Annotated in this window: 24 protein-coding genes and 2 tRNA genes; 20 read left to right on the forward strand and 6 right to left on the reverse strand. The window is 54.1% G+C overall.

Going from position 1 to position 26,145, the window contains the following annotated elements; all coding sequences use genetic code 11:
- The first annotated feature begins 215 nt into the window (after positions 1-215).
- From LF95_RS15745 to LF95_RS15765, 4 genes are all read left to right on the forward strand, one after another.
- Positions 216-1,106: a glycine--tRNA ligase subunit alpha gene (locus tag LF95_RS15745; RefSeq protein ID WP_073955953.1), complete on the forward strand. Its 891-nt coding sequence runs from the start codon at positions 216-218 to the stop codon at positions 1,104-1,106.
- A gap of 3 nt (positions 1,107-1,109) precedes the next feature.
- The gene (gene glyS, locus LF95_RS15750; protein WP_073955954.1) at positions 1,110-3,173 is read left to right on the forward strand and encodes a glycine--tRNA ligase subunit beta; all 2,064 of its coding nucleotides are present in this window, start codon (positions 1,110-1,112) and stop codon (positions 3,171-3,173) included.
- A 47-nt stretch (positions 3,174-3,220) separates the two neighbouring features.
- Positions 3,221-5,884 carry a pyruvate, phosphate dikinase gene (ppdK, locus tag LF95_RS15755; RefSeq protein WP_073955955.1) on the forward strand — a complete coding sequence of 888 codons (2,664 nt, stop codon included), beginning with the start codon at positions 3,221-3,223 and terminating at the stop codon, positions 5,882-5,884.
- 274 nt (positions 5,885-6,158) lie between these two features.
- Entirely contained in the window at positions 6,159-6,821 is a 663-nt protein-coding gene (locus tag LF95_RS15765) for a hypothetical protein (protein ID WP_168173712.1), read from the forward strand.
- Between the two features lie 71 nt (positions 6,822-6,892).
- Here LF95_RS15765 and LF95_RS15770 read toward each other — a convergent pair whose 3' ends face one another.
- A complete protein-coding gene (locus LF95_RS15770) occupies positions 6,893-7,795 on the reverse strand; it encodes a CAF17-like 4Fe-4S cluster assembly/insertion protein YgfZ (protein ID WP_073955957.1) in 903 nt (300 codons plus the stop codon).
- Between the two features lie 203 nt (positions 7,796-7,998).
- On the opposite strand from LF95_RS15770, the gene LF95_RS15775 reads away from it, so the two are divergent.
- From LF95_RS15775 to LF95_RS15810, 8 genes are all read left to right on the forward strand, one after another.
- Entirely contained in the window at positions 7,999-9,036 is a 1,038-nt protein-coding gene (locus LF95_RS15775) for a glycosyltransferase (protein WP_252509789.1), read from the forward strand.
- A 2-nt stretch (positions 9,037-9,038) separates the two neighbouring features.
- Positions 9,039-9,995 (forward strand): glycosyltransferase family 9 protein, encoded by a 957-nt coding sequence (locus tag LF95_RS15780; protein WP_073955959.1) that lies wholly within the window; start codon positions 9,039-9,041, stop codon positions 9,993-9,995.
- Complete coding sequence (locus LF95_RS15785; protein ID WP_073955960.1) at positions 9,992-10,792, forward strand: glycosyltransferase family 2 protein; 801 nt, start codon at positions 9,992-9,994, stop codon at positions 10,790-10,792. The genes LF95_RS15780 and LF95_RS15785 overlap by 4 nt, the downstream gene beginning before the upstream one ends.
- A gap of 4 nt (positions 10,793-10,796) precedes the next feature.
- Complete coding sequence (locus LF95_RS15790; RefSeq protein ID WP_073955961.1) at positions 10,797-11,831, forward strand: glycosyltransferase family 4 protein; 1,035 nt, start codon at positions 10,797-10,799, stop codon at positions 11,829-11,831.
- A gap of 200 nt (positions 11,832-12,031) precedes the next feature.
- On the forward strand, positions 12,032-12,307 hold the full coding sequence (locus LF95_RS15795) for a hypothetical protein (protein ID WP_073955962.1): 276 nt from the start codon (positions 12,032-12,034) through the stop codon (positions 12,305-12,307).
- 39 nt (positions 12,308-12,346) lie between these two features.
- Entirely contained in the window at positions 12,347-12,592 is a 246-nt protein-coding gene (locus LF95_RS23700) for a YkvA family protein (protein WP_083607720.1), read from the forward strand.
- Between the two features lie 125 nt (positions 12,593-12,717).
- Positions 12,718-13,725 (forward strand): acrylyl-CoA reductase (NADPH), encoded by a 1,008-nt coding sequence (locus LF95_RS15805; RefSeq protein ID WP_073955963.1) that lies wholly within the window; start codon positions 12,718-12,720, stop codon positions 13,723-13,725.
- 292 nt (positions 13,726-14,017) lie between these two features.
- Positions 14,018-15,988, forward strand: a complete 1,971-nt coding sequence (locus LF95_RS15810; protein ID WP_073955964.1) for a response regulator — start codon at positions 14,018-14,020, stop codon at positions 15,986-15,988.
- A 136-nt stretch (positions 15,989-16,124) separates the two neighbouring features.
- Here the strand turns inward: LF95_RS15810 and LF95_RS15815 are convergent, their stop codons facing one another.
- Entirely contained in the window at positions 16,125-16,778 is a 654-nt protein-coding gene (locus LF95_RS15815) for a response regulator (RefSeq protein WP_073956334.1), read from the reverse strand.
- Positions 16,779-17,085: 307 nt separating this feature from the next.
- Positions 17,086-18,006 carry a putative metalloprotease CJM1_0395 family protein gene (locus LF95_RS15820; protein ID WP_073955965.1) on the reverse strand — a complete coding sequence of 307 codons (921 nt, stop codon included), beginning with the start codon at positions 18,004-18,006 and terminating at the stop codon, positions 17,086-17,088.
- 259 nt (positions 18,007-18,265) lie between these two features.
- Here LF95_RS15820 and LF95_RS15825 point away from each other — a divergent pair, with 259 nt between their 5' ends.
- A complete protein-coding gene (locus LF95_RS15825) occupies positions 18,266-19,297 on the forward strand; it encodes an NAD-dependent epimerase (protein ID WP_073955966.1) in 1,032 nt (343 codons plus the stop codon).
- Positions 19,298-19,386: 89 nt separating this feature from the next.
- On the opposite strand, the gene LF95_RS15830 is transcribed toward LF95_RS15825, so the two are convergent.
- From LF95_RS15830 to LF95_RS15840, 3 genes are all read right to left on the reverse strand, one after another.
- Entirely contained in the window at positions 19,387-20,229 is an 843-nt protein-coding gene (locus LF95_RS15830; protein WP_073955967.1) for a hypothetical protein, read from the reverse strand.
- Positions 20,230-20,453: 224 nt separating this feature from the next.
- Positions 20,454-20,528 (reverse strand) — tRNA-Thr (locus LF95_RS15835).
- Positions 20,529-20,553: 25 nt separating this feature from the next.
- Positions 20,554-20,628, reverse strand: a tRNA-Thr gene (locus LF95_RS15840).
- Between the two features lie 173 nt (positions 20,629-20,801).
- Between LF95_RS15840 and LF95_RS23000 the strand changes: the two genes are divergently transcribed.
- The 7 genes from LF95_RS23000 to LF95_RS15870 all read left to right on the forward strand — a co-directional run bounded on the left by LF95_RS23000 (position 20,802) and on the right by LF95_RS15870 (position 26,123).
- Positions 20,802-20,972 carry a hypothetical protein gene (locus tag LF95_RS23000; protein ID WP_168173713.1) on the forward strand — a complete coding sequence of 57 codons (171 nt, stop codon included), beginning with the start codon at positions 20,802-20,804 and terminating at the stop codon, positions 20,970-20,972.
- A gap of 176 nt (positions 20,973-21,148) precedes the next feature.
- Positions 21,149-21,703 (forward strand): dCTP deaminase, encoded by a 555-nt coding sequence (gene dcd, locus LF95_RS15845; protein WP_073955968.1) that lies wholly within the window; start codon positions 21,149-21,151, stop codon positions 21,701-21,703.
- A 60-nt stretch (positions 21,704-21,763) separates the two neighbouring features.
- Positions 21,764-23,050: a UDP-N-acetylglucosamine 1-carboxyvinyltransferase gene (gene murA / locus LF95_RS15850; protein WP_073955969.1), complete on the forward strand. Its 1,287-nt coding sequence runs from the start codon at positions 21,764-21,766 to the stop codon at positions 23,048-23,050.
- 133 nt (positions 23,051-23,183) lie between these two features.
- Positions 23,184-23,846 (forward strand): ATP phosphoribosyltransferase, encoded by a 663-nt coding sequence (gene hisG / locus LF95_RS15855; protein ID WP_073955970.1) that lies wholly within the window; start codon positions 23,184-23,186, stop codon positions 23,844-23,846.
- Positions 23,836-25,131 carry a histidinol dehydrogenase gene (hisD, locus tag LF95_RS15860; protein WP_073955971.1) on the forward strand — a complete coding sequence of 432 codons (1,296 nt, stop codon included), beginning with the start codon at positions 23,836-23,838 and terminating at the stop codon, positions 25,129-25,131. The genes hisG and hisD overlap by 11 nt, the downstream gene beginning before the upstream one ends.
- Before the next feature lie 53 nt (positions 25,132-25,184).
- On the forward strand, positions 25,185-25,670 hold the full coding sequence (locus LF95_RS15865) for a UPF0262 family protein (RefSeq protein ID WP_073956335.1): 486 nt from the start codon (positions 25,185-25,187) through the stop codon (positions 25,668-25,670).
- Positions 25,671-25,676: 6 nt separating this feature from the next.
- Positions 25,677-26,123 (forward strand): arsenate reductase/protein-tyrosine-phosphatase family protein, encoded by a 447-nt coding sequence (locus tag LF95_RS15870; RefSeq protein ID WP_073955972.1) that lies wholly within the window; start codon positions 25,677-25,679, stop codon positions 26,121-26,123.
- Positions 26,124-26,145 lie beyond the last annotated feature (22 nt).

Consider the following 26,145-nt stretch of genomic DNA (forward strand, 5'->3'; position numbering starts at 1 on the left):
TTTTGCAGTGCTGATACCGTATTTTGCAGGTGCACAAAAAGGCAAAGATGCAGTAAGTGTTGAAGCAGACAGGATAGTGTCATCGGCTAATGTGCCCAGGCGGCGATTTGAGGGCCAATGTAAGGGCTTTTGCCTTCTTGACCCGGACCGGACGGGGCGTTAGCTTGCCGCACTAAAATTTCTTTTGATGACAATTTAAGCAGAGAGTACGCGCAATGGCGCTCGACGGGTCGCAACGTCCTCCTTCGTTTCAGGAAATCATTCTTCGACTGCAAAGCTATTGGGCTGACCAGGGATGTGTCATTCTTCAGCCCTATGACCTTGAAGTTGGCGCCGGTACGTTTCATACCGCAACCACCCTGCGCGCGTTGGGCCCGGAAAGCTGGAATGCAGCCTATGTGCAGCCGTCGCGCCGCCCAACCGATGGCCGTTATGGTGAAAATCCCAACCGTTTGCAGCATTATTACCAGTTTCAGGTCTTGATGAAGCCGTCGCCTGCCAATGCGCAGGATCTTTATCTGGGGTCGCTGGCGCATCTGGGTATTGACCCGATGGCGCACGACATTCGCTTTGTCGAGGATGACTGGGAAAGCCCGACTTTGGGGGCTTGGGGCCTGGGCTGGGAAGTGTGGCTCGATGGCATGGAAGTCACCCAGTTTACCTATTTCCAGCAGGTTGGTGGTTTTGAATGTGACCCGGTCCCGGTCGAGCTGACCTACGGCCTGGAACGCCTGGCGATGTATATTCAGGGTGTCGAAAACGTTTACGACCTTGATTATAACGGCAATGGCGTTTCCTATGGCGATGTGTTCCTGCAAAATGAAAAGGAACAATCGACCTATAATTTCGAGGTCGCCAATACCGAAATGCTGTTTCGCCATTTCAAGGATGCGCAAGCAGAATGTGCGGTGAATATTGAACGCGGCCTTGCTCTTCCAGCTTATGAACAGGCCATGAAGGCCAGCCATATCTTTAACCTGCTTGATGCGCGCGGTGTGATTTCCGTTACCGAACGTGCCGCTTATATCGGTCGTGTGCGCGAGATGTCCAAATCCTGCTGCGAAGCGTGGCTTCGGTCGCGCGGGCATTTGAAAGAGGGGGCATAAGACATGGCCGAACTCCTGCTTGAACTGTTTTCCGAAGAAATTCCGGCCCGTATGCAGGCGCGTGCCAGTGCCGACCTTGAAAAGCTGGTGACGGATGGCCTGAAGGCTGCTGACCTTGGCTTTGATAAGGTTGAAAGCCTTGTGACCCCGCGTCGCCTGACTTTGATTATTGATGGCCTGCCCGACAAACAGCCTGACCTGCGCGAAGAACGCCGCGGTCCGCGCGCCGATGCGCCGGAAAAGGCAATTAACGGCTTTTTGACCGGCAATGGCGTGACGCTGGAACAGTGTGAAAAGCGCGAAACGCCCAAAGGTGTGTTCCTGTTTGCGATTGTCGAACAGAAGGGGCGTGCGGCCTCGGTCGTGATTAAAGACATCATTGAAGATGCGATGAACAAGCTGCCCTGGCCAAAGTCGATGCGCTGGGCTGATCACAAGGTGCGCTGGGTGCGCCAGCTTGACCGTATTCTGTGCCTGTTTGATGGCAATGTGGTGCCGGTCAGCTATGGTGTGGTTACGGCTGGTGATGTAACCAGCGGCCACCGTTTCCTGGCACCAGCGCCGTTTAGTGTTAAAAACGCAGCGGAATATAAGGCCAAGCTGAATTTTGCCAAGGTGATGCTGGACCGCGAAGAACGCAAAAGCGTCATCGCCGAAGGCTGCCGCAAGATTGCCGATGATGCCGGTTTGAAACTGGTCGATGACCCGGGCCTGCTGGATGAAGTTTGTGGGCTGGTTGAGTGGCCGGTTCCGGTGATGGGCAAAATTGACGACCATTTTATGGATGTGCCGCGCGAGGTTTTGGAAACCTCGATGCGCGAACATCAGAAATATTTTGTTCTTGAAGAGGCCAGTGGCAAACTTGCTGCACGGTTCATTACCATTTCCAATATGGTGACAATGGACCACAACGCCCAGATCATTGCCGGGAACGAACGTGTTTTGCGCGCCCGACTGCATGATGCCAAATTCTTCTGGGATCAGGACCGCAAGGTAACGCTGGAATCCCGCCTGCCGAAACTGGAAACCATTGTGTTCCATGCCAAGTTGGGCACGGTGGCCGAGCGCGTGTTGCGCATGCGTGGACTGGCCCGCGAAGTTTCATCGGCCATTCCGGGTTGTGATGTGAAACTGGCCGACCGCGCGGCAGAAATTGCCAAGGCGGACCTGGTTTCAAACATGGTGTTTGAATTTACCGAACTTCAGGGCCTGATGGGCAAATATTACGCCGAAAATGACGGCGAAAAACCCGAAGTCGCCCAGGCCATTGCCGAGCATTACGCTCCGGCTGGTCCGTCTGACACTTGCCCGACAGCCCCGGTTTCGGTCGCTGTGGCCCTGGCCGAGAAACTTGATACCCTTGCCGGTTTCTTTGCCATTGATGAAAAACCCACCGGGTCGAAAGACCCGTTTGCGCTGCGTCGTGCGGCTTTGGGCGTTATTCGCCTGGTGCTGGAAAACGGCCTGCGCTTGCCGCTGCGGCGCTTGTTTGCCCATGCGGTGTCTCAATACCCGGCGTCTATTCGCCGGGATGCGGCCGTGGAAGAACTTCTTGCCTTCTTTGCGGACCGTTTGAAAGTTCATCTGCGTGAACAGGGCGTGCGCCATGATTTGGTGTCTGCCGTGTTTGCCCTGGATGGCGAGGACGATCTTGTACGCCTGCTGGCCCGGGTTGATGCGCTTGCCGATTTTGTATCGGGCGAAAGCGGCGTTAACCTTATGGCTGGCTATAAACGTGCTTCCAACATTTTGCGGATCGAAGAGAAAAAGGACGACACGTCCTATGACGCGACAGTCGATGTCGCGCTTCTGTCCCTGGATGAGGAACGCCGTTTGTATCAGGCGCTCATCGACGTCCGGCATAAGGCTTTGCCCCTGCTTCGGGACGAGAATTATGCCGCGGCGATGGCCGGTTTTGCAGAGTTGCGCGGGCCGGTTGACGCATTCTTTGAAAAAGTAACGGTCAATAGCGACAATGCCGATGAACGGGCCAACCGTTTGAAGCTTCTCGCCCAGATCCGTACGGCGATGCACGACATTGCCGATTTTTCAAAGATCGAATCGTGAATAAGGCTGCGGATAAAATCACCAATGCCAGATGAGGAACAGGCAAGATGACCAAATGGGTGTACGGCTTCGGCGGCGGTAGTGCCGAAGGACGTTCGGATATGCGCGAACTTTTGGGGGGCAAGGGGGCAAACCTTGCCGAAATGTCCAATCTCGGGCTTCCGGTTCCACCAGGTTTTACCATCACGACCGAGGTCTGCACGGCGTTTTATGAAAACGACCGCAATTACCCGGCCGATCTGAATGATGAGGTCGAGGCAGCCCTTGCTGCTGTGGAAAGTCTGGTCGGGCGCCAATTTGGCAATGCCGCCGATCCTTTGCTGGTGTCGGTACGCTCTGGTGCGCGTGCCTCGATGCCGGGCATGATGGATACGGTTCTGAATTTGGGCCTGAATGACGATACGGTTGAAGGTTTGGCGGCGGTCTCTGGGGATCGCCGTTTTGCGTATGACAGCTATCGCCGTTTCATTCAGATGTATGGTGACGTTGTTCTGGGCGTTGACCACTACAATTTTGAAGAAATCCTTGAGATTCACAAGGAAGACAAGGGCTATGTCCTTGATACTGAAATGTCCGCCGATGACTGGCAGGCCATTGTGCAAGGTTTCAAGGCCAAGGTCGCCGAAGAACTGGGCCGCCCGTTCCCGCAGGACCCGCGTGAACAGCTTTGGGGCGCGATTGGTGCCGTTTTTGGCAGCTGGATGAATGCGCGTGCCAATACCTATCGCCGCCTTCACAACATTCCGGCAAGCTGGGGCACGGCGGTGAATGTTCAGGCGATGGTCTTTGGCAATATGGGCGATGACTGCGCAACGGGCGTTTGCTTCTCGCGTAATCCATCGACCGGGGAAAACCGTTTTTACGGTGAATATCTGATCAATGCCCAGGGCGAAGACGTGGTGGCGGGTATCCGTACCCCCGCCCCGTTGACCAAAATTGAACGCGAAGAAAGCGGTTCCGACCTATTGTCGATGGAAGAAGCCATGCCGGCGGTTTTTGCTGACCTGGTTGCTGTGCGCGACAAGCTTGAATCCCATTATCGCGACATGCAGGACATGGAATTCACCGTCGAGGCCAACCGTCTTTATATGCTGCAAACCCGTTCGGGCAAGCGGACGGCCAAGGCAGCCCTGCGCATTGCCGTAGAAATGTCCCAGGATGGGGTGATCAGCCGGGAAGATGCGCTTAAACGTGTTGACCCCGCCCAGCTTGACCAGCTTTTGCACCCGACCCTGGACCCCAATGCTGAAAAGCAGGTGATTGGCATGGGCCTGCCGGCGTCGCCCGGTGCGGCATCGGGCCAGTTGGTGTTCTCGGCAGAAACGGCCGAGGACTGGGTTCATAACAAGGGCCGCAAGGTTGTGTTGGTTCGCATTGAAACCAGCCCGGAAGACATTGCCGGCATGCACGCGGCCGAAGGCATTTTGACCGCGCGTGGCGGCATGACCAGCCACGCCGCCGTTGTCGCGCGCGGCATGGGAAAGCCTTGTGTCTGCGGTGCCGGTGCCATTAAAATCGATTATCGCGGCGGTACCATGAATGCTGGTGGCGTGATGTTGAAAGAAGGTGACGTGATCACCATTGATGGTGGCACGGGCGAAGTGATGCTGGGTGAAGTTGCCACCCTGAAACCGGATTTGTCGGGCGATTTTTCGCAATTGATGGAATGGGCCGATGATGTGCGTCGCCTGAAGGTGCGCACCAATGCCGAAACCCCGGAAGATGCTGAAACCGCGCGTGGTTTCGGGGCCGAGGGGATTGGCCTGTGCCGCACGGAACATATGTTCTTTGATCCGGCACGTATCATTTCCATGCGGGAAATGATTTTGGCCGAAACCGAAGCAGGCCGCCGCAGTGCATTGGCCAAACTGCTGCCCTATCAGCGCCAGGACTTTATTGACCTGTTCCGCATCATGAACGGGCTGCCGGTGACGATCCGCCTTTTGGACCCGCCACTGCACGAATTCCTGCCGCATGGCGACAACGAAATTGCCGAGGTGGCCAAGGCTGCCGATGTTTCTGAAAGCATCGTGCGTCGCCGGTTGCTGGATCTGGCCGAAGCCAACCCGATGCTGGGGCACCGCGGTTGCCGCCTGGGTATCAGCTATCCGGAAATTTACGAAATGCAGGCCCGCGCCATTTTTGAAGCCGCCATCGAGGTTTCAAAGGATGGGGGTGATCCTGTTATTCCGGAAATCATGATCCCGCTGGTGGTGGGCAAAAAGGAACTCGAAATCCTGAAGGCCGCGATCATCAAGGTGGCGGGCGAAGTGGAAACCGAACAATCGGCAAAATTGACCTATCTTGTCGGCACCATGATCGAGCTGCCGCGTGCCGCCCTGCGCGCGGGTGACATCGCCGAGGAAGCCGAATTTTTCAGCTTTGGCACCAACGATTTGACCCAAACCACCTTTGGTCTGTCGCGTGACGATGCTTCGCGCTTCCTTGATACTTACATCGCCAAGGACATTTTCGCAGGCGACCCGTTTGTATCGCTCGATCAGGAAGGGGTTGGCGAGCTGATCAGCCTGGCGGCCGAACGTGGCCGCAAAACCCGCCCGGATATCAAACTGGGCATTTGCGGCGAACATGGCGGCGACCCGTCATCAATTGCGTTCTGCGAAGCACAGGGCCTTGATTACGTTTCCTGCTCGCCTTACCGGGTGCCAATTGCACGATTGGCCGCAGCACAGGCCGCTTTGAAGAAATAACGCCCCGCTGGTATGGTTCGCTTTGACGACTGTATTGATTGATGCCCGCCTTGATCCTTATAAGGGATCGGGGTGGGCATTTTTCGATTTCAGGTTTTACTTTGAAGAAGTTGTCGGTTGACAACTTCTTTGGCGGGGAGTATCAGTGTGAGCAGGAAACGACATCCTAAAAAAGATGTGGAAAAGGTTTTGTCACATCTGGAATCCATTGGTTGGGTTGTTGAAGTCCGCCATAGCAGCGGACATGCGTGGGGTCTTTTACGATGCCCTAATAATGATCGAGATTGCCGGTGTGGTGAGTTCTGTCAGATGTCAATCTCCTCTACACCGCAAAACCCCGCAAGCCACGCGGCGAAACTTGAAAACAAGGCTTCGAGCTGTATTTACCTGCGAGATGAAAAGGAAAAAGATGATGGAATTGTTTGAATTTGATCTTGTTTTTTCCCTTCCTGAAGGCAGCACGCATGATGCGTTTGCTCTTGCTGATTGCATCTATGTCGCAGGCTTTGACGACGCCGTAATTGGAACAGGGCAGCCTGGACTTTTAGCCGCTTCGCTGGAATGCGAGGGCGAGGACGCCGAAACTGTCATTCGCCAGGCCGCGCGTGCAATATTGCCGCACCTGCCAGCAGGTTCATGGTTGCGTGAAGTTCGCCCTGATCTGGTAAGCTTGGCCGATGTGGCCGGGCGACTGCAAATTAAACGCCAGTCTTTACAAAAACGCCCTATGCCACAGCCGGTAACGCACGGGCTTTATCGCGTCACGGAAATATTTGGCGTTCTTACGCAACAGCTAACGGAAAAACCCGGTGCGCGCTTCGATATCGATCATGCAAAGCCATGGTTCGCGGCGGGAAAAGGGGCGCAACGCTTAAATGCCCGATTGGCACTAGGGGATTTGGATGCGGCGTCCCTTCTTGATATTGCAGCGGCATAAATTATCGTTTTAAACGCAAAATCCCCCGAATATGTCATTCGGGGGATAAATCGTAATTACGTAACCATTGCTTATTCAGCGGCGGGCAATTGCACCCAATCGGGTACTTTGACGGTGATGGTTGCATCCCCGGCTTTTAAGCTGGCACCGTCTGAAATGCGTTCGAGGCGGATCATCGCCAGCCCGGCTGTGCCGTGGATGCTTTTGATGGTGCCTGCTTCGCGGTCATCATTCATGATGATGCTGCCAATTTCCGGTGTGGGGCCGTCAATTTTGATGGGCAGCAGGCGTTTGCGCACCAGTCCGCGATATTTGGTCCGTGCGGTTAATTCCTGGCCCATATAGCAGCCTTTTTTGAAATCAACGCCGTTCAACTCCTCGAACCCGTTTTCCAGCAAAATGGCTTTATCGACCTCAAGCTCCTCGCTGCCATTGGGCAGGCCCAGGCGGACGCGCAGCGCGTGATAGGCGTCTGGCGTGCTTTGGGTTGCGCCGATGCCTGCCAGGGCGGATTCTTCGCCGGTTGGTAACAATATCCGGCATCCCATTGCCACCAAACGCGGGTCGACGGCCTTGATGCCTTTGCCAAAGGGGGCGGTTGCACCGGCCTGTTGTGGCAGGGCAAGGGAGGCCAGGGCTGTGTCGCCGAAAACAGCAAACACATTGTAATCTTCGCTGACATCGGTCAGTTCGACCTTGGCGCGCAATTTATACATGCGCAGCTTTTTAAACAGGCTTTCGGCCCGTTCCCCGCCTTCGCATTCGATCAGCAGGCTGTCTTCATCCTGATAATACATGAAAAAATCATACAGAAATTTGCCCTGCGGGGTTAACAGGGCACCATAACCCGATTGCTCCCGGCTGATTTTTTCGACATTGTTTGACACAAGCCCTTGCAGAAAATCGACGCGATCAGGGCCACTAACGCGGATCACGGCGCGGTCGGGCAGGGGGGTATATAAAGTTTCGCTCATTTCCAGGGTGGCTCCGTAATGTCGGAATTCGTTGGCGAAATGTGGGGCAAAGCGACGCGTTTGGCAAGGTCCGTCCGCCTGTTTCATCGGCGATGTTTTGGCCTAACGTGGTCTTGCTGTTCTATGTGCCGCAGTGCGAAGTCTGAGAGAAAAGCCTTCATTAACCGCCAACAACGCGATAAAACCCAGCTATGAAAATATTGATGCTTGACCGTTCCATCGGGTTTGACCCGGATGATGTTGTATCTCGTCCCCTTGGCGCGCGCCAGCGGGGATTTATCGCGCTGGCCGAGGCCTTTGCCGCCCGTGGGCACGAGGTGGTCGCCCGGCGTGCCGATGGTGCGTGCACCACGCATAACGGGGTGCGTTGGGATTTGCTGGCGAACGATGATACCCCCGCCTTTGGCGATGCGCTGCCCGACCGTATTCTGGCATGGCGGGACCCGCTCTTGCTCGATACCCGTCCGGTGGCGAATGAGGGGCAACGCTGGCTGTGGTATGATGGCGGTTTGGCGCGGCTGGATGACAATGCCTGCCGTATGGCGCTGCTGAGCAGTCTCGCCCGGCTGATTTTTACCGATCCGGCGCAGCAGGAAAAATATCACAATGATCTGGGTTTTGTGCCCCGCCTGATTGCGCCCGGTGCCTGTCCGGCCTTTGTTGCAGCAGGGAATGAGCATATCGCGGTTACTGATCGTGAACCAGTTGCGGTCACGGTTGCAGGCTGGAATGATGGTTTGGCTGACATTGTACGGGTCTGGTCTGAAGAAATTGCCGTTAAACCGGCCGATGCTCGACTGGAAATTTATTCGACCGCCCTTGCCAATGCGCTGGCCGGGCAGGAAAGTGATGTGCCCGATGCGCTGGTTAATCTGGTGCGCGATGCCTTAAGTGATGGTGTGCGGGTGTGCATGCCGTTAAGCGAACAGGAAATGGCAACCCGCATGGCAAAGGCGCGGGTATTTTTGCATCATGGTGCGGTGAAAAACCGGGATGATCACGCCGGAATGTGGCTATGCGATGCCCTGGCGGCGGGAACGCCGGTGGTTTCGTTTGGTGGCGTTGCCAATGCCCGCGTTGAAAATGGGCGAAATGGCTATATCGTGCCCGATGCGGCGGCCTATGGCAATCTGGTGGCGCAAATGCTGGGGGATGATGCCTTTTTTGCCGGCCAGTCGGAGGCTGCCCGCAATGGGCGGCGTGAATGGCTGAATGTTGCGGCCGATCTGGAGAAACTCTAAGCGTGCGCCTGCTGTTTATTACATCGAACCGGCTGGGGGATGCGGTTTTATCAACATCGGTTTTGCGCCATTTTGTTGAAACGCGCCCGGAACTGCGCATTACCGTTGCCTGCGGCCCGGTTGCCGCGCCAATTTTTGAAGCCGTTCCCAACCTTGAACGCATCATTCGCATGCCCAAACAAAAACGCGGCGGACATTGGTTGCATTTGTGGAAATCGGTGGTGACGAACTGGTGGGACGTGATCATTGATTTACGCGGCAGTGCCACGGCCTATGTCCTGCCCGGTCGCAAACGCATTGTGCTGTCGGGCAATGATGACAGTATGCACCGTGTTGAACAGCTTGGCCGGTTGATTGGTGTGAACCCGCCGCTGCGACCCAAAATATGGCTTGATCAGAAACATATCGACGAAGCCCGTGAATTGTTGCCGCAGGATGAAAGACCCATTTTGGCGGTGGGACCAACGGCGAACTGGCCGGGAAAGATGTGGCCGGTAGAACGCTTTGTTGAATTGGTTGCGTGCTTGCGTGCTGCGGACGGTTTGCTACCAAATGCACATGTTATTGTTGCCGGCGCCCCCAATGAACGGGAAGCTGCGATGCCGGTGATCGAGAGTATTGCAGATGGCGATATTACCTCGCTGTTTGGCGAGAGATCCCTTTTAACGGTGCAGGCCTGTCTTACGGCATCTGATTTATATGTGGGCAATGATTCGGGTTTGATGCACATGGCGGCTGCGGCGGCCATACCGACCTTGGGTTTGTTTGGCCCGTCCCGTGTTGAAAATTATGGCCCGTTTGGAGAGAAAACAGCCTTTGTCCGAACAGACCGCAGTTATGATGAAATATGGTCAACAGCGGATTACAAATCATCAAATAGTGAAATGTACGACCTGAGTGTTGAAAAAGTTCTTTTTGCAATTGAAGGTTTGCTGAAGCGTGAAGGACGTGGTGGATGAAGACGTCCAATTCCGAAATAGGGCAGCAAACGAACGTTACCGATGATATACAGTTGTCGGTGGTGATTGTAGCCCATAACGAGGAAAACAGGCTGGCATCGTGCCTGGCACATGTTGCCTTTGCCGATGAGATCATCGTTGTGTGCGACAAATGCACGGACCGGACTGAACAGATTGCCAGTGACGCCGGTGCACGCACCTTTACGGGAAGCTGGATGATCGAGGGGGAGAGGCGAAATTTTGCCCTTGCCCAGGCAAGCGGTGACTGGATCCTTGAAGTTGACGCCGATGAACATGTTTCGGCTGAACTGGCAAGCGAGATACGGAAAGTTATTGCATCGAGCCCGTATGATTATCATCAGTTGCTGGTTGATAATTATATCGGTGATCGGCTGGTTCGTCACGGTTGGGGGGCATCCTTTGGCAAGCCGGGTTATGCAGGCCTGTTTCGGCGTGGGGTAAAGCATTGGGGGCCACAGCGCGTTCATCCCGCTGTGACCTTTGCCGGGCGAAAAGGGTTCGAGCTTCAGCACCGTGTCCGCCATTATGTTGATCGCAATATTTCCGACATGATCCGGCGGCTTGACAGCTATAGTACCGCGCGTGCTGCAGATTTACGCGATAGCGGGAAAATTGGTAGTTTTTCCAATAATTTGCGTCGCATGTTTTCCCGGTTTTTCAAATGCTATGTTCGCCGGAAGGGATACAAGGAAGGCGGTATGGGATTTATGGTTGCAATTTGTGCGGCACTATTTCCGATGATTTCCTATCTCAAGGCTCGCTACGAGGATAATTGACGTCATGGCGAAAATTGTACTGGCAGATGATGGCATTGCTTTTGACGCCTATACGCTGGACAAGCAGGCATTAGGCGGTGCAGAAACTGCCGTTATTTCGTTGGCGGAGAGCATGGCAGCCTTAGGGCATGACGTGACGATTTGTAATCGCTGCGAAGCGCCACATAGCCGCAATGGTGTGAATTGGCAGCCGGTTGATCAGGAGTTTCCTGCCGAGGTAGATTTATACATTGCCAATCGCGGAGACAAGCTGATTACCAAAATGCCGCATGCGGGAAGAACGGTGTTCTGGATACACAATCCCGCTGGTTTTCTCAGGAAATGGCGTTTTTTGTGGCGTTTGATGTGGGTGCGTCCCGCAATTGTTTTTTCCGGGGCACATCATTTATCGACGATGCCGGGCTGGATTCCCTGCGGTGAAAAAATTATTGTCCCTCTTGGCATTGAGGACAAGTTTCTAACTGCCAGGGTTTCACATGAACCGCGCGTAAAAAAGGCGATTTTTGCATCCAATCCGTTGCGTTCTCTGGATTGGCTGGTCGATGTCTGGGCAGAAAGGATTCATCCTCTGGCTCCGGAGGCAGAGCTGCATATTTTTGCCGGACCCCAAACATATGGTTCGACAGGGGATCGTAAAGCGCAGAAAATGAAAGCCATTTTGGACCATGCACAAAGTTTGGCCCATTGCGGGGTTGTTTTGCGTGGACCGGTTCCCAAAGCCCAATTGTTTGACGAAATGCAGCAAGCACGCGTCATGCCTTATCGCGGTGATGTTGGTGAAACATTTTGTCTGGCGTTGGGTGAGGCGCAGGCGATGGGTATTCCTTGTGTTATTCAGGACGTGGGGTGTGTTTCCGAACGCATTGTCGATGGCATAACGGGTTTTGTGGCGAATGATGATGATGTATTTGCTCGGAAAACAGCTGACATCCTGAATGATGATACCCTTTGGTTATCGCTGCATCAGGCTGCACTGGCATCGCAGCGAAATTGGGGCTGGAAAGAAGCCGCGAAGGCATTTGCCAATCTGATCCCCTGAGGCATTTTAAATTCGTTAAGGCATTTTGTGATCCCTGTTTGGAATTATCCAAAAAGAGATATATCTCTAGACATAGGTATGGTGATCCAAGGCGTTGTTTTTGAAATATAACTTATATGAACCCTGTGCGGGAACCTTTCGCTCAGGCAGGTGTTCAGAAGGTAATATTTTGTTAAAAAGCACGACCGGAGGACACAATAATGTCGTGGGTAGAGCATTTCGCCTTGGGTGGTATTCTGGTTTTTGCGGCAACGATGTCTTTGCTGGCGGCAGGGAATATTCTGCATGATCCGGCCAATAGTCCGACGATCAGCCTGTCGAGCGGAACGCCGATGTATAATTTTGACAAATTGCATCGTTCATCCAGCCAGGCGTGCCTTGCCGGATGTGAAATGATGGTGGTCAAACGGGCACCTTCTGATGTGCAGAAAAATGCCTCACCTGATCTGGTTGCGGCGGATTTTCAGGTTAAATAAAGAAAACAACAACTGTCTTAAACTGGGCCGGGGCTTGCAGTGGCACGAGGTGGACTGGCGATTATACCCAACCTGATCAGAGGGCTTTTTAGGCGCGATGTGCCGCTTAAAAGCAAGGCCCTGTTATTGGCAGGGCTGGTTTATCTGATCAGCCCGGTTGATTTGATCCCGGATTTTATGGTGGGGATTGGCTGGCTGGATGATCTGGTCATTGTGCCCTTGCTGGGCTGGTTTTCCTGGCGGGTATTGCCACCGACCATTCAGGACGACATGAAAAATAGCTGATCTGGCGTTTCGCAGATTTTGTGATGCCTGTCTTTGTCAACAAGTCGAATTGACGGCCCGGGCATTTGACAAACATTACCCGCGGTTCCTACCTTCCTGCGATAACATTTTTTCGGGAGGTAATGATGAACGAGACGTTTCGGGCGCTGGTTTTGGACACAGCGCAAGACGGCAAGACAGTTTTGCCGGAATTCAAAGACCTTTCCATCCATGACCTGCCGGAAGGTGACGTGCTGGTGCGTGTTGCCCACAGCACGCTGAATTACAAGGATGGCATGATCCTTAACGGGCGGGGGCGGCTGGCGCGAAAATACCCGCATGTGCCCGGCGTGGATTTTGCGGGCGAAGTGGTTGAAACTGCCGACCCGCGCTATAAACCGGGCGACCATGTTATTCTCACAGGCTGGCGGGTTGGGGAAAGTCATTGGGGGGGATATGCCCAAATGGCACGGGTTAATGCCGATTGGCTTGTGCCATTGCCCGAGGGCCTGAGCACTTCACAGGCAATGGCCATTGGCACAGCGGGTTTTACCGCGATGTTGGCTGTGATGGCCCTTGAAGAGCAGGGTGTTTCACCTGACCAGGACGGGGAGGTTCTTGTGACCGGGGCCGCCGGCGGTGTTGGATCGGTCGCCATTTCCATTTTGGCGCATTTGGGATATCGGGTTGTTGCCTCGACCGGGCGGCCCGAAAATGCTGATTATTTAAAACATCTTGGCGCAAGCGACATTATTGATCGTGCGGCCCTGGCTGAAGCCCCGAACCGCCCGCTGTTAAGCGAGCGTTGGCTGGGGGCGGTGGACAGTGTTGGCAGCACCACCCTTGCCCATATGTTGGCCGAGATGAAATATCATGGTGTTGTTGCCGCCTGTGGTTTGGCGGGTGGCGCGGATTTGCCAGCAACCGTCATTCCCTTTTTGCTGCGCGGAGTCAAACTGATCGGGATTGATTCGGTCCTGTGCCCCTATGAAAGGCGGGTGCAGGCCTGGCAGCGGTTGGTAACGGATCTTCCGGCCGAACGCTTGGACGAGGCCATGCAAACCGTGAAGCTGTCGGACATCGTGCCTTACGGCGAAAAAATCCTTAAGGGCGGCGTGCGCGGCCGTTTGGTAATTGACGTTGCGGCGGTATAACCCGCCAAAATGGTGCCTTTGACATTTAAGCTGACATCCATGCTGGCAATCGCTGGCATGGATAAGGTTGTGTTCCGGTTTAAAGTCTGGTTTCAATAACTTGCGAAAAATATGATATTGGTTGTCTGACATGTATGCGTATAAGGGCAACCGTTTTTTGCCAGTATTGGTTGCGGTTTTTGTGGAAATTCGCACTAAATGGCGTCGTTCCCCGGTATGGTCGGGATGGGCGCTGGAACCAGATCAACCGGTATCGACCGGGTTGGCATAGAGGCTTTGGGGTGTCGGACAGATGAACGAAAACCGGTTTCGCATTTTGCTGGTCGAAGATAATCCGGGTGATGCCTTTCTGGTGCAGACCCTGCTGGAAGAAGCAGGCGAAACGTTTGACATCGAACATCGCACCAGTCTGGCCGGCGCAATGGAATTACTCTCCGCCCCCAGTCAGGAAAAGTGGTTTGACGTTGTATTGCTGGATCTGACATTGCCCGATTCCTCAGGGGTTCAGACCATCAGCCGCATTCGCGATGCCGATAGCCGGGTGCCGATTGTCGTGCTGACCGGGCACAAGGACGAGGAACTGGCATTTGATGCCTTGCAGCATGGTGCCGAAGATTATCTGACCAAGGAATTTCCCGACGGGCGGATGATCCGGCGGTCCATCCGTTATGCTATTGAACGTTCCCGTTCCGAACAGGCGCTAAAGGAAAGCGAAGAACGTTATCGCAAGCTGGTGGAACTGGCACCGGAACTGATTGCCGTTTTAAGCGGCGAGAAGATTTCCTATGTCAACCGGCAGGGGCTCAGCATTTTGGGGTTTGATGACCCCGATACAGTGACGGGTATCAGCATTTTCGACCTGTTGCTGCCCGATAGCCACGAAATTGCCCAGGAACATATTGATCGTTATGCGCGTGGCTATAATGGACGGGCGGATTTTGTCGTGTTGTGCCGCCGAACCGACGGTGTTTCGGTGGAACTGGAAGTGTCTGCCATGGCCTTTACCCATGAGGGGGCACCGGCGATGCTGATCGTGGCAGAAGATGTCACGGAAAAACGCAAGATCGAACGCCAGCTTGTGCAGACATCAAAACTGGCAACACTGGGCGAAATGGCGGCATCGGTGGCCCATGAAATGAATCAGCCCCTGAATGTGATTCGCATGGCCGCCGATACCTGTGCCCTGCAATATGAAATGGATCAGGTTTCCCCGGCCTTTCAGTGCGAAAAACTGGAACTGATTAGCGGCCAGACCGAACGCATGGCCGAAATCATTCGTCATTTGCGGGTTTATAGCCGCCCGGACGAAGATGATTTCGAATTGTTTGAACCGATGCAGGCGGTCGAGCGGGCGGTGAATATGGTCGAGCATGACTGCCACCTGGCCGGAATTGCGATGGATGTGGTGGTATCCGATATTCCCTGCCAGGTTTCGGGGCGTTTGGTGCAGCTTGAACAGGTTTTGGTCAATATGTTGACCAATTCGCGCGATGCAATTGTCGAAAGCCATGAGGATTTTGGCAATGCGGGCGGTTTGATCCGGGTGACGGCGACAGTTGATACGGAAAATGAATTGTTGCGCATTGCGGTTAACGATAATGGCGGTGGCATCCCGCAGGATGCGATTGATCTGATTTTTCATCCCTTTTTCACCACCAAGGATGTGGGCAAGGGGACCGGGCTTGGCCTGTCGGTCAGCTACGGGATTATCGAAGGCATGGGCGGCGAAATTGAAGCCCGCAATGAAGGGGACGGCGCCTGTTTCGAGATTATTTTGCCAGCCGTAAATATCGGTCAGACAATAGAGCCTGCCGCGCCTGATGATGTTGATGCCGCTTCGCGCCAGCGTTATCACAGCGACCCGGATAAAGTTGCCCGGCGGCGTAACATCCGCATCATGGTGGTTGATGACGAAATTGATGCAATGGAAATCATCTCGGCCTATCTTGAGGGGCAGGGCTATGCCGTAAGTGCCGCCAATGACGGGGCTGATGCCCTGGCCATTGCCGGGGTGATTGCTCCGGATATTCTGATTACCGATATTCGGATGCCGCAAATGGATGGCAACCAGTTGATCCGGCAAATGCGCGACCGCAACCCGATGTTGCCGGTGATCGTCATGACGGGGCATCCGGGCGATGCCGAAATGCCGCACGATACCGGCGATGACGCCCCGGTTATGGTCATGGCAAAACCGCTGGATTTAAAAGAACTTCACGCGATCATTGATGAACTGGTGCAGGCGCTTGATCTTGGAGGGTAATAGGCTGCTGGACGTCGGTGCCTTGTCAGGCCATGTAAGGGTTATATGATAAAAAAAGCAGGCACCGTGCGGTCCCTGCTTTTTTGACGGGTGGTATGATCAACGGTCCTGGTCTTTTGGATGGCTTACAGGCTTATCAGGCTTCCCAGCCAAGCTGCATGGCGATTTTGACGGCCTGGGTACGGTTGGCTGCACCCAGTTTTTTGAAAATGCCGGTCAGATGCACCTTGACGGTGATTTCACGCACGCTGAGCTGCTTGGCGATTTCCTTGTTCGACAGGCCCTTGGTCAGCAGGGCCAGAACTTCGCGTTCGCGATTGGTAAGCTGTCGCAGGGGGTTATCAGGCTCCAGGCCATCCAGGTCGATTTCGCCGGGGCGAATGGTGCCGCCATCATCTTCCAGCAAAGCCGACGGAATGTATTTTTCACCTGAAAGCACCAGGCGCAGCGCGTTGATCAGGGATTTGCCCGAGAGTGTTTTGGGCAGATAGCCCGATGCGCCATGTTCCAGCGCGTTCAAAACATCGCTACGTTTAACCGACCCTGAAAGGATGACGACCGGAACGTCGGGGAATTTTTGTCGCATGACCGTCAGCCCGGACAGACCGTTCATGCCCGGCATGTTCAGATCAAGAATGGTCAGATCAATCGGTTGCTCACCATTTACAATTGCCAGGGCCTCGGCAAAGTCTTTTGCCTGGGCAACTGTGACATCAGGTGCCGCAGTGTGCAGAAATGACGTGATGCCATCCCTGACAAGATCGTGGTCGTCCGCAAGCAGGATGTTCATGTTATTTGCCATATTCTTTCTTTGATATGCGGAAAGTCATTACATCTACATATCTGGCACCGCAACATTTGGGAAGTGTTTGGCGGTGCAATATTGTTCATTTTACCAAAACGCACTTTTACCAAGTGCGCACGTAGAATTAAATAAAACCTCACCGCTGTCAAACGGATGCAGGTTATACAGTGATGACACAGTATACTTACGAAGGATATAAGCCTAAAGAAAATCAGCCTCTTCGACATCAGAATAATGTGGAAGTATAGGAAGGTCGCAAGCAGGTGGCTGGATTAAATGCAGGATTTTGATTTTACGCGTTTTGGTTGAAAATTGATCCGCGATCATTGTGTGACTTTGGGCTTGATGCTGTGAGTGAAGAAAAAGGGGAGTCGCTCTCTGAGATATCGCCTGAGCGATCAGACGAGGTTCCTGTCTGGTTATAGGCGTTTAGAGCCTCTTGCCATTTGATGGCATTTTTATCCGGGCTTGGAACTTGACCCGACCTGTCGCCCGCCTGGATTTCGCCGTTTTGCTTTACAGCATCATTTTTAGAACCGGGTTTGCTGGTATCCGTTGATGGCGCCGACGCCGTTGCGCCCAGAAGCATGGTTGCCTGACGGAAGGCTGCCATATCCGCCCCGGAGGGGGCATTGGGCGACAGGGCTGCATTTTGAAGTGCAGCAAGTGCCGAACGATTGTTATCTGCCGAGCCACCCTGCGGGATGCTGACATCCACATGGCCGCCAATGGCGTAAGCCTTGCCATCCGGGCCGATGGTATATTGATATTGCGGGGCAGAGGCATATTGCCCTGCGGCGGCAGCGTGGCCTTTTTCTTCCTGCTTTACGGCCGAATCCCGTGCCTGCAGGCGGGCGACTTCGGCCCTTTCGGCGTCACTCATTTCCGATAGTGACTTTGCCGGGTCGTTGGTGCCACCTGCGCCATTATGATTGGCGGCATCGCGCGCCTTTTGATATTCCGCGTTGGAAATGCCGCCTTCGCGCGCTTGCGCGGCAGTCAGGGTGCTGGCGTGAACCGGGCGGGTTTGCTCGGCATGGATGCCGCTATATGCGCCACCATCTGTGGCGGTTTTACCAGGGGATGCGATTTCGGTGGCTTCAAATTCCGTCAGCACATCGCCATTTGCCGTGCGCGCAACTTCACGGACATTGAGCACAATGCCCAAATGCCCGCTGCGTGCGTTGGTGATGACGCCGCCAGGAACGGTCATAATCGCCTAAAAACCTCTTGTCTCATGTTCAGCCTCACATTTTGCAACCATAACGCATTTTTGACAAAAAGTCTTGTGATGGCGAACACAGGCATTTGTTATCCTGTGGCGGGCAAAAGCTTGCACCTTGTCTGGGGCACTGCTAGATCAGAAGGCAACTTCCCCAAGGGCAGGCATTGGTCTGCTCATATATTGTTATACATTAACCGGATTTGTCGTCTTCCTTGTGTGGCGAGACCGAAAAGACAGGGTATTTCATATGAGTTCGTTTGTAATTCCTGCCGATGAGACCGTGCTCGTGACGGGTGCTGCCGGTTTTATCGGATCGCATCTTAGCCACAAATTGCTTGATCAGGGCAACAAGGTTATCGGCCTTGATAACGTGAATGATTATTACGATGTCACGCTGAAGGAAGCCCGTCTGGCCCGTCTTGAAGGACGCGAAGGCTTTCGTTTCGTGCGGATGGATCTGGAAGACCGTGACGGGATTGCCGATTTGTTTGCACGCGAAAAACCGGCTTACGTCGTTAATCTGGCGGCACAGGCCGGGGTGCGTTATTCGCTGACCAATCCGCATGCCTATATCGATGCCAATCTGGTTGGTTTTACCAATATTCTGGAAGGCTGCCGCCATAATGGCGTTAAGCATCTGGTCTATGCGTCCAGCAGTTCGGTTTATGGCATGAACACGGAAATGCCCTTTTCCGTGCATCACAATGTTGACCATCCCATCAGCCTGTATGCCGCATCGAAAAAGGCCAACGAATTGATGGCCCACACCTACAGTCATCTTTATCGCCTGCCGACAACGGGTTTGCGCTTTTTTACGGTTTATGGCCCGTGGGGGCGGCCGGATATGGCGTTATTTCTGTTTACCAAGGCCATTCTGGAAGGCCGGCCGATTGATGTGTTCAACCAAGGCAAAATGCGCCGCGATTTTACCTATATCGACGATATTGTTGAAGGGGTGTATCGCTGCATTTCCACCATCGCCCAACCTAACCCAAACTGGAACCCGGCGAGCCCGGACCCGGCCAGCAGTTCTGCCCCGTATCGGGTGTTTAATATCGGCAATAACAGCCCGGTCGAGCTGATGCACATGATCGAAACGCTGGAAGACAAGTTGGGCCAGAAAGCACAAAAAAACCTGCTGCCCATGCAGCCCGGCGACGTACCTGCCACCTATGCCGATGTTGATGCCCTGATTGATGCGGTGGGTTTTAAACCCGAAACATCGATTGAAACCGGCATTGGCAATTTTGTCGATTGGTACCGCGAATTTTATGGCTAAGGGTTTTACCCGGTCAAACATCTTTCAGGCACGGTTGTGGATGATGCAGCCGTGCCTGTTTTGTTTTAAAACGGTTTGCGTCTTCGGGGTTAAGCCGCACTTTGCTCCATTAAGCCGAGCAGGAAATTCTGCATGTCGCGCATGTTGGATTGCATGCGGTCATACTGGCTTTGTTGTTTGGTCAGATTGTCGCGCGCATCGGCAAGGGCTGAGGCGTAGCTCTGGTCAACATCGTGGTCGGGATACCATTTTTGTGAAAACTCGCGCCGTGTCGGGGCGGTTTCGTCGGTGTATCGGTTGACGGTGAGATTGGGATATTGTTTTGACAGAAGTGCCGTTCCCTCACGGGTGATGTAATCCTGGCGGGCCTGGCCGCGCAGGCCCATATCATTGGCTTTTTGAACGATGTTCTGTAAGGCATATCCGCCGCTATGTGATGCAACGCCGCCCGCACTGTCCATATATCCCAAAATCTGGTTGCCGTTGGAAAATACGACCCGGACATCGGACTGTGAATCGGGATTTCTTGCTTCCAGTGTTGCGACGGACTGTTTGGCATGTTCCAGCATCGCCGCCTGTTGTTGCTCGAAATCGAAGGGCGAAAATTGCTGTTGGACTTCCAGCCATTTATCAAAGCTGGGAATCATTTTTTCGTATTGGTCAGCTGAAAGTTCGGTTGCGACATTGCCGTTGGAATCCGTGAACGTAACGGGTTCATGGTTGTCTTTCCGCATGCCCGCGATCCGTTCTCGCATCGGCGCATAGGCTTTTTCGTAATATTGTTCCAGATAGGGGCGCATTGCCGGGTCGGAATACATTTCTTCGCTGAAATCAAAATTTTCGGCGAACGAATTGCCATTTCCGGACGTCCCGTTCGTTGATTTGGATGCGCCGGAATAGGATGTGCTGGAAACGGAATCGATAACAGACATGGTTCTGCCTTTCCCAAACAATGAAATTGCTGGTGTTTATGCAAACCATATGCCGCTATTTGCAGGTGTTATCGGGGTATCAGATGCCAAATATCGCAAAAAAGGGGGGAGAAGAATTTGCCGATTGTCCTAAAGGGGTAGGAAAAAGCTACCTTCTGGACGCAATATAACAATCGTTCGATTGATCAAATCGAATGTTATTAAAAGCCATGATGTCTGGAAAATGGTGCTGCCGGAGAGATTTGAACTCTCGACCTCTCCCTTACCAAGGGAGTGCTCTACCCCTGAGCTACGGCAGCCTGTAACAGGCCGGTTTTGGGCAAATGGTGCTGCCGGAGAGATTTGAACTCTCGACCTCTCCCTTACCAAGGGAGTGCTCTACCCCTGAGCTACGGCAGCAAGAACCCTTGCGGTGCGGGCGGGTTATAGGCTACTGCCTAGCGTCTGGTCAAGCCCGAAATATGCACCTTTTTAAACCGGCTGCCGATAGCCGTTATTTTGACACCTTATCGTGTATGTTTCGCGCGGATTGACCTGCTTGTTTCCGACCCGTTCAACGACCAGAAGTGATCATGACTGAAAAGAAAAAACAGGCCAAACCCATTCCGTCCCCCCAGCGTTTGAAGCGCGAAGCCGAGGCCCTGCGTGCCAATCTGGCCCGTCGCAAGCAGCAGCAACGCGGACGCAAGGAAGAAACCCCGGCAGATGATGCCGACAAAAACGAGAATGAAAGCGGCGCATAAACCAGAGCCCAAATGCGTTCTTTGCCCCGATTTAACCGCCATTGGCGGGGAAATGGCGCGGGCGAGAGAAAAAATCGGGCTTTGCCGGGGATAAAGGCATCGTCTGGTTGATCTTGCAGGGCAGGGGCGGGTAAAACCTTGATGGTATCGAAATTCGTTTTGGCGGAGGTGGGACTATGTCGGTAAGGCCTGATCACTGGATACGCCAGATGGCGCAGGAAAAAGGCATGATTGAGCCATTTGTTGATGGTTTCAAACGTGACGGTGTCATTTCCTATGGGGTGAGTTCCTATGGCTATGATGCCCGGGTGGCGGACGAGTTCAAGATTTTCACCAATGTCGATTCGGCAATTGTCGATCCCAAGGAATTTTCAGACCAGGGATTCGTTAACCGTAAAACCGATGTTTGCGTAATTCCGCCCAACAGTTTTGCCTTGGCGCGCACCGTTGAATATTTCCGTATTCCGCGCGACACGCTGGTGATCTGTCTGGGGAAATCGACTTATGCCCGCTGCGGCATCATCGTTAATGTCACGCCGCTTGAACCGGAATGGGAAGGGCATGTGACGCTGGAATTTTCAAATACCACGCCGCTTCCGGCCCGCATTTATGCCAATGAAGGGGCATGTCAGTTTATTTTTCTAAAGGCCGAGGCGGAATGTGACACGTCATATGCCGACCGTGCCGGGAAATATATGGGACAAAAGGGTGTGACCCTGCCGCGTCTGTGACAGGGCTGCATCACGCCAATATCAAGCACGCCGTGCGCTGCACGGTTTAACGAGGATTGAATGGACAAAATCAAGATTTCCGGTGGCCGCCGTCTGCAGGGCAAAATCGCAATCGGCGGGGCCAAAAATGCCGCCCTTCCGCTGATGGCCGCAGCCCTTTTGACGGATGAAACCCTGACATTAAGCAACTTGCCCCATCTTGATGACATCACATCGATGGCAAAATTGTTAAGCCAGCATGGTGTGGCGCTGCATATGGATGGCAATGCCCCCAATGGCGGGCATACCGGGCGTGTGCTGGATATGCAGGCTCGGGAAATCGCCTCGACAACCGCACCTTATGATCTGGTGCGTAAAATGCGGGCATCGGTTTTGGTGTTGGGGCCTTTGGTTGCACGTTGTGGGATTGCCCGCGTGTCGTTGCCTGGTGGCTGTGCCATTGGCAACCGGCCGGTTGATTTGCACCTCAAGGCGCTCGAAGCGATGGGGGCCGAAATCCATTTGACCGAGGGCTATATTGAGGCGCGTGCGCCTGAAGGCCTTAAAGGCGGGCATGTCCTGTTCCCGCAGGTTTCTGTGGGGGCGACCGAAAATGCCATTATGGCCGCTTCCCTTGCCGATGGTGTGACCACCATTGCCAATGCAGCGCGCGAGCCCGAAGTTGCCGATTTGGCCCATTGCCTGGTGGCAATGGGGGCGGAAATTGAAGGCATTGGTACCGATACCCTAAAAATCACTGGCAAGCCGCGCCTGCACGGGGCGGAATATTCGGTTGTGCCGGACCGTATTGAAACCGGCACCTATGCCATTGCGGCGGCCATTACGGGCGGCGAAATTGAGCTTGTGGGAACACGGGTTTCGCTGATCAGCTCGTTGATTGATGCGCTGCGCCAGGCCGGTATTGAAATTACCGAAACCGACGATGGCATGATCGTGCGGGGTAACCGCGCCACCCTGAAAGGGGTGGATGTGATGACAGAGCCCTATCCCGGTTTTCCGACCGACATGCAGGCGCAGTTCATGGCCCTGATGACGGTTGCCAATGGGGCCTCGATGATTACGGAAACTATTTTTGAAAACCGTTTCATGCACGTCCCGGAACTGAGCCGTATGGGGGCTGACATTAATGTGCATGGCCGGTCCGCCATTGTGCGCGGCAGTGCCAAACTTTCGGGTGCCGAAGTCATGGCGACTGACCTTCGCGCATCGGTTTCGATGGTGCTGGCCGGACTGGCAGGCGAGGGTGAAACCGTGATCAACCGTGTTTATCACCTGGATCGTGGTTATGAACGCCTGGAAGAAAAGCTGGCCGCATGTGGGGCCAAGATTGAGCGTGTGCGCGAATAATTTTGTGACACCGTGATAAAGATAAAAGCCCGTCCCGTTTGGGGCGGGCATAGTATGACGCGAATATTTATTGCGCCTGGCAGAACGGAATGGCAGGCCGCAGCAAGACAACAAAGCGCAAGGCGACTGATTGATGACTGATGACGCAAAGCTGGTGCTGGCCCTGCCCAAGGGACGCATTCTTGAAGAGGTAATGCCCCTGGTGCGGGCTGCAGGCATCGAGCCTGAAGCCGCATTTGATGATCCGAAATCCCGTGCGTTGCGTTTTGCTACCAACCATCCGAATATCGATATCATTCGCGTGCGCAGCTTTGACGTTGCCACCTTTGTGGCCTTTGGCGCGGCCCATATTGGCGTTTGCGGCAATGATGTGTTGATGGAATTTGATTATTCCGAAATTTATGCGCCGCTGGATCTGGGGATTGGCTATTGCCGCCTGGCCGTTGCCGAACCCGAAGAAATGATCGAGGGGGATGATCCGTCGCGCTGGTCGCATGTGCGGGTGGCGACCAAATACCCCAATGTCACGCGCAATCATTTTGCCGCCCGTGGTGTACAGGCCGAATGTATCAAGCTGAATGGTGCAATGGAACTGGCCCCGACGCTGGGCCTGTGCCGCCGGATTGTAGACCTTGTTTCGACGGGCAATACCCTGGTTGCCAATGGCCTGCGCGAGATCGAGCATATTGCCGATATTACCTCGCGTCTGATTGTGAATCGGGCCGCCCTTAAAACCCGTCCGACCGAAATTCAGCCATTGATTGACCGTTTCTCCGAGGTGCGCCATGCCGATTAAATTATCGATAACCGATCCCGCCTTTGAGGAAGAATTCGTCAAACTTTTGGGCATGAAGCGCGAGGCGGATGCCGATGTGGATGCCGCCGTTGCCGATATTATTGCCGATGTGCGCAAGCGTGGTGATGCCGCCGTTGTCGAATACACCAACCGCTTTGACCGCCTGTCGATGGATGCCCAGGGCATGGCCGTAACGCGCGAAGAAGTGGATTTGGCGATTTCGGATATTGAACCGTCGCTGCTCGAGTCGCTTAAAACCGCCGCCACCCGCATTCGTGCCTATCATGAAAAGCAAATGCCGGCTGATGAACGCTATACCGATGACAGCGGTGTGGAGCTGGGCTGGCGCTGGCGGCCGGTAACGGCGGCGGGGCTTTATGTGCCCGGCGGGCTGGCATCTTATCCGTCATCGGTGTTGATGAATGCGATCCCGGCCAAGGTTGCCGGGGTGGAACGCCTGGTGATGGTGGTACCGACACCTGATAATAAAATGAACCCGCTGGTGCTGGCAGCGGCCCGCATTGCCGGGGTCGATGAAATTTACCGTATTGGTGGGGCGCAGGCAGTGGCCGCCCTTGCCTATGGCACCGAAACGATCCGGCCGGTTGATAAAATTGTCGGCCCGGGTAATGCCTTTGTTGCGGCGGCCAAGCGCCGTGTTTTCGGCCAGGTTGGCATTGATATGATTGCCGGTCCGTCGGAAATTTTGGTTGTGGCCGATGGCAGCAATGACCCGTCCTGGGTGGCGGCTGATTTGCTGTCGCAGGCGGAACACGACCCGGTCGCACAATCGATTTTAATTACCGATGATGCCGATTTTGCCAATGCGGTGCAAAAGGCGATTGATGTGCATCTGGAAACCCTGCCGCGCGCCGAAATTGCCGGGGCCAGCTGGCGTGATTTTGGTGCGGTTGTGCTGGTGGAAAATCTGGACCAGGCGCCGGCCCTGGTGGACCGCCTGGCACCGGAGCATCTTGAACTTGCTGTTGATGACCCGGACGCCTTGGCCGAAAAAATTCATCATGCCGGGGCGATCTTTCTGGGCCGTTATACGCCCGAAGCGATTGGCGATTATGTTGCCGGGCCAAACCATGTATTGCCAACCGCCCGTTCGGCGCGGTTTTCCTCGGGTCTTGGGGTGCTGGATTTTGTCAAGCGGTCATCGCTGATTAAATGTACGCCCGAAAGCCTGGCCAAAATCGGCCCGGCGGCAATTGCCCTTGCGCAAAGCGAAGGTTTGCAGGCGCATGGACTTTCTGTGGCGATCCGGTCCAACCGCATGTAAGGTTATTGCATCACAGCATGAAATGCACCCAACCGGGGATAGGGGAAAAGATGATGGCAGACACCGAAAACAACCAGTGTATCGCCGGCATATATCTTGACCAGAAATACACAATCCGTCGCCGCCCGGAAGTGGAGCACGAACAGGCGGTGGCGATTTATGACCTTCTGGAAGAAAACCACTTTGCCCCGGTGGGTGATTTTGTTGGCCCCTATTCGGTGCATATGCGCATCGAAGACAATCGCATCTATATGGATGTGCGCGGCGACAATGACGATGAAAACCTGACCACCATTGTGTTGCCGCTTACACCGTTTCGCCGAATCGTGAAGGATTATTTCATGATTTGCGAAAGTTATTATGACGCGATCAAAAAGGCATCTGCCGCCCAGATCGAAACCATCGATATGGCGCGCCGGGGGCTGCATAATGAAGGGTCGGAACAATTGCGCGAGTTGCTGGCAGACAAGGTGGTGATTGATGACAACACCGCCCGGCGACTATTTACCCTGATTTGTGTTCTTCACATTCGAGGGTAACGGCCAGTGGCGCAGGATATTCCCGGTGCCGTATTGTTTGCCTGCAGTTATAATGCTGTCCGTTCGATAATGGCGGCCACATTGATGCGGCATTTCCACGGCAGCCGGGTATATGTCGAATGTTGCGGCTTGCGTGCGGGCAACCTGGATGGTTTTGCTGTGGCCGTGATGGATGAAATCGGCCTTGATATTTCCAGTTACAAGCCCAAAACCTTTGACGAACTGGAAGACGGCTTTTTTGATTTGATCGTCACCCTCTCGCCGGAGGCCCAGCACCGTGCCGTCGAAATGACCCGCACGATGGCCTGTGATGTCGAATTCTGGAATACCTTTGACGCCACCTTGATCGAGGGCACACGCGAAACCCGGCTGGAAGCCTATCGTCAGGTGCGGGATCAATTGCAAAAACGCATTCTGGAACGTTTTCCGCTGGCACCAGCGCCCCGATTTTAGGCTGTTCTTTCTGCTCAGGGTT

The organism is Thalassospira sp. TSL5-1 (assembly GCF_001907695.1).
Lineage (GTDB): Bacteria > Pseudomonadota > Alphaproteobacteria > Rhodospirillales > Thalassospiraceae > Thalassospira.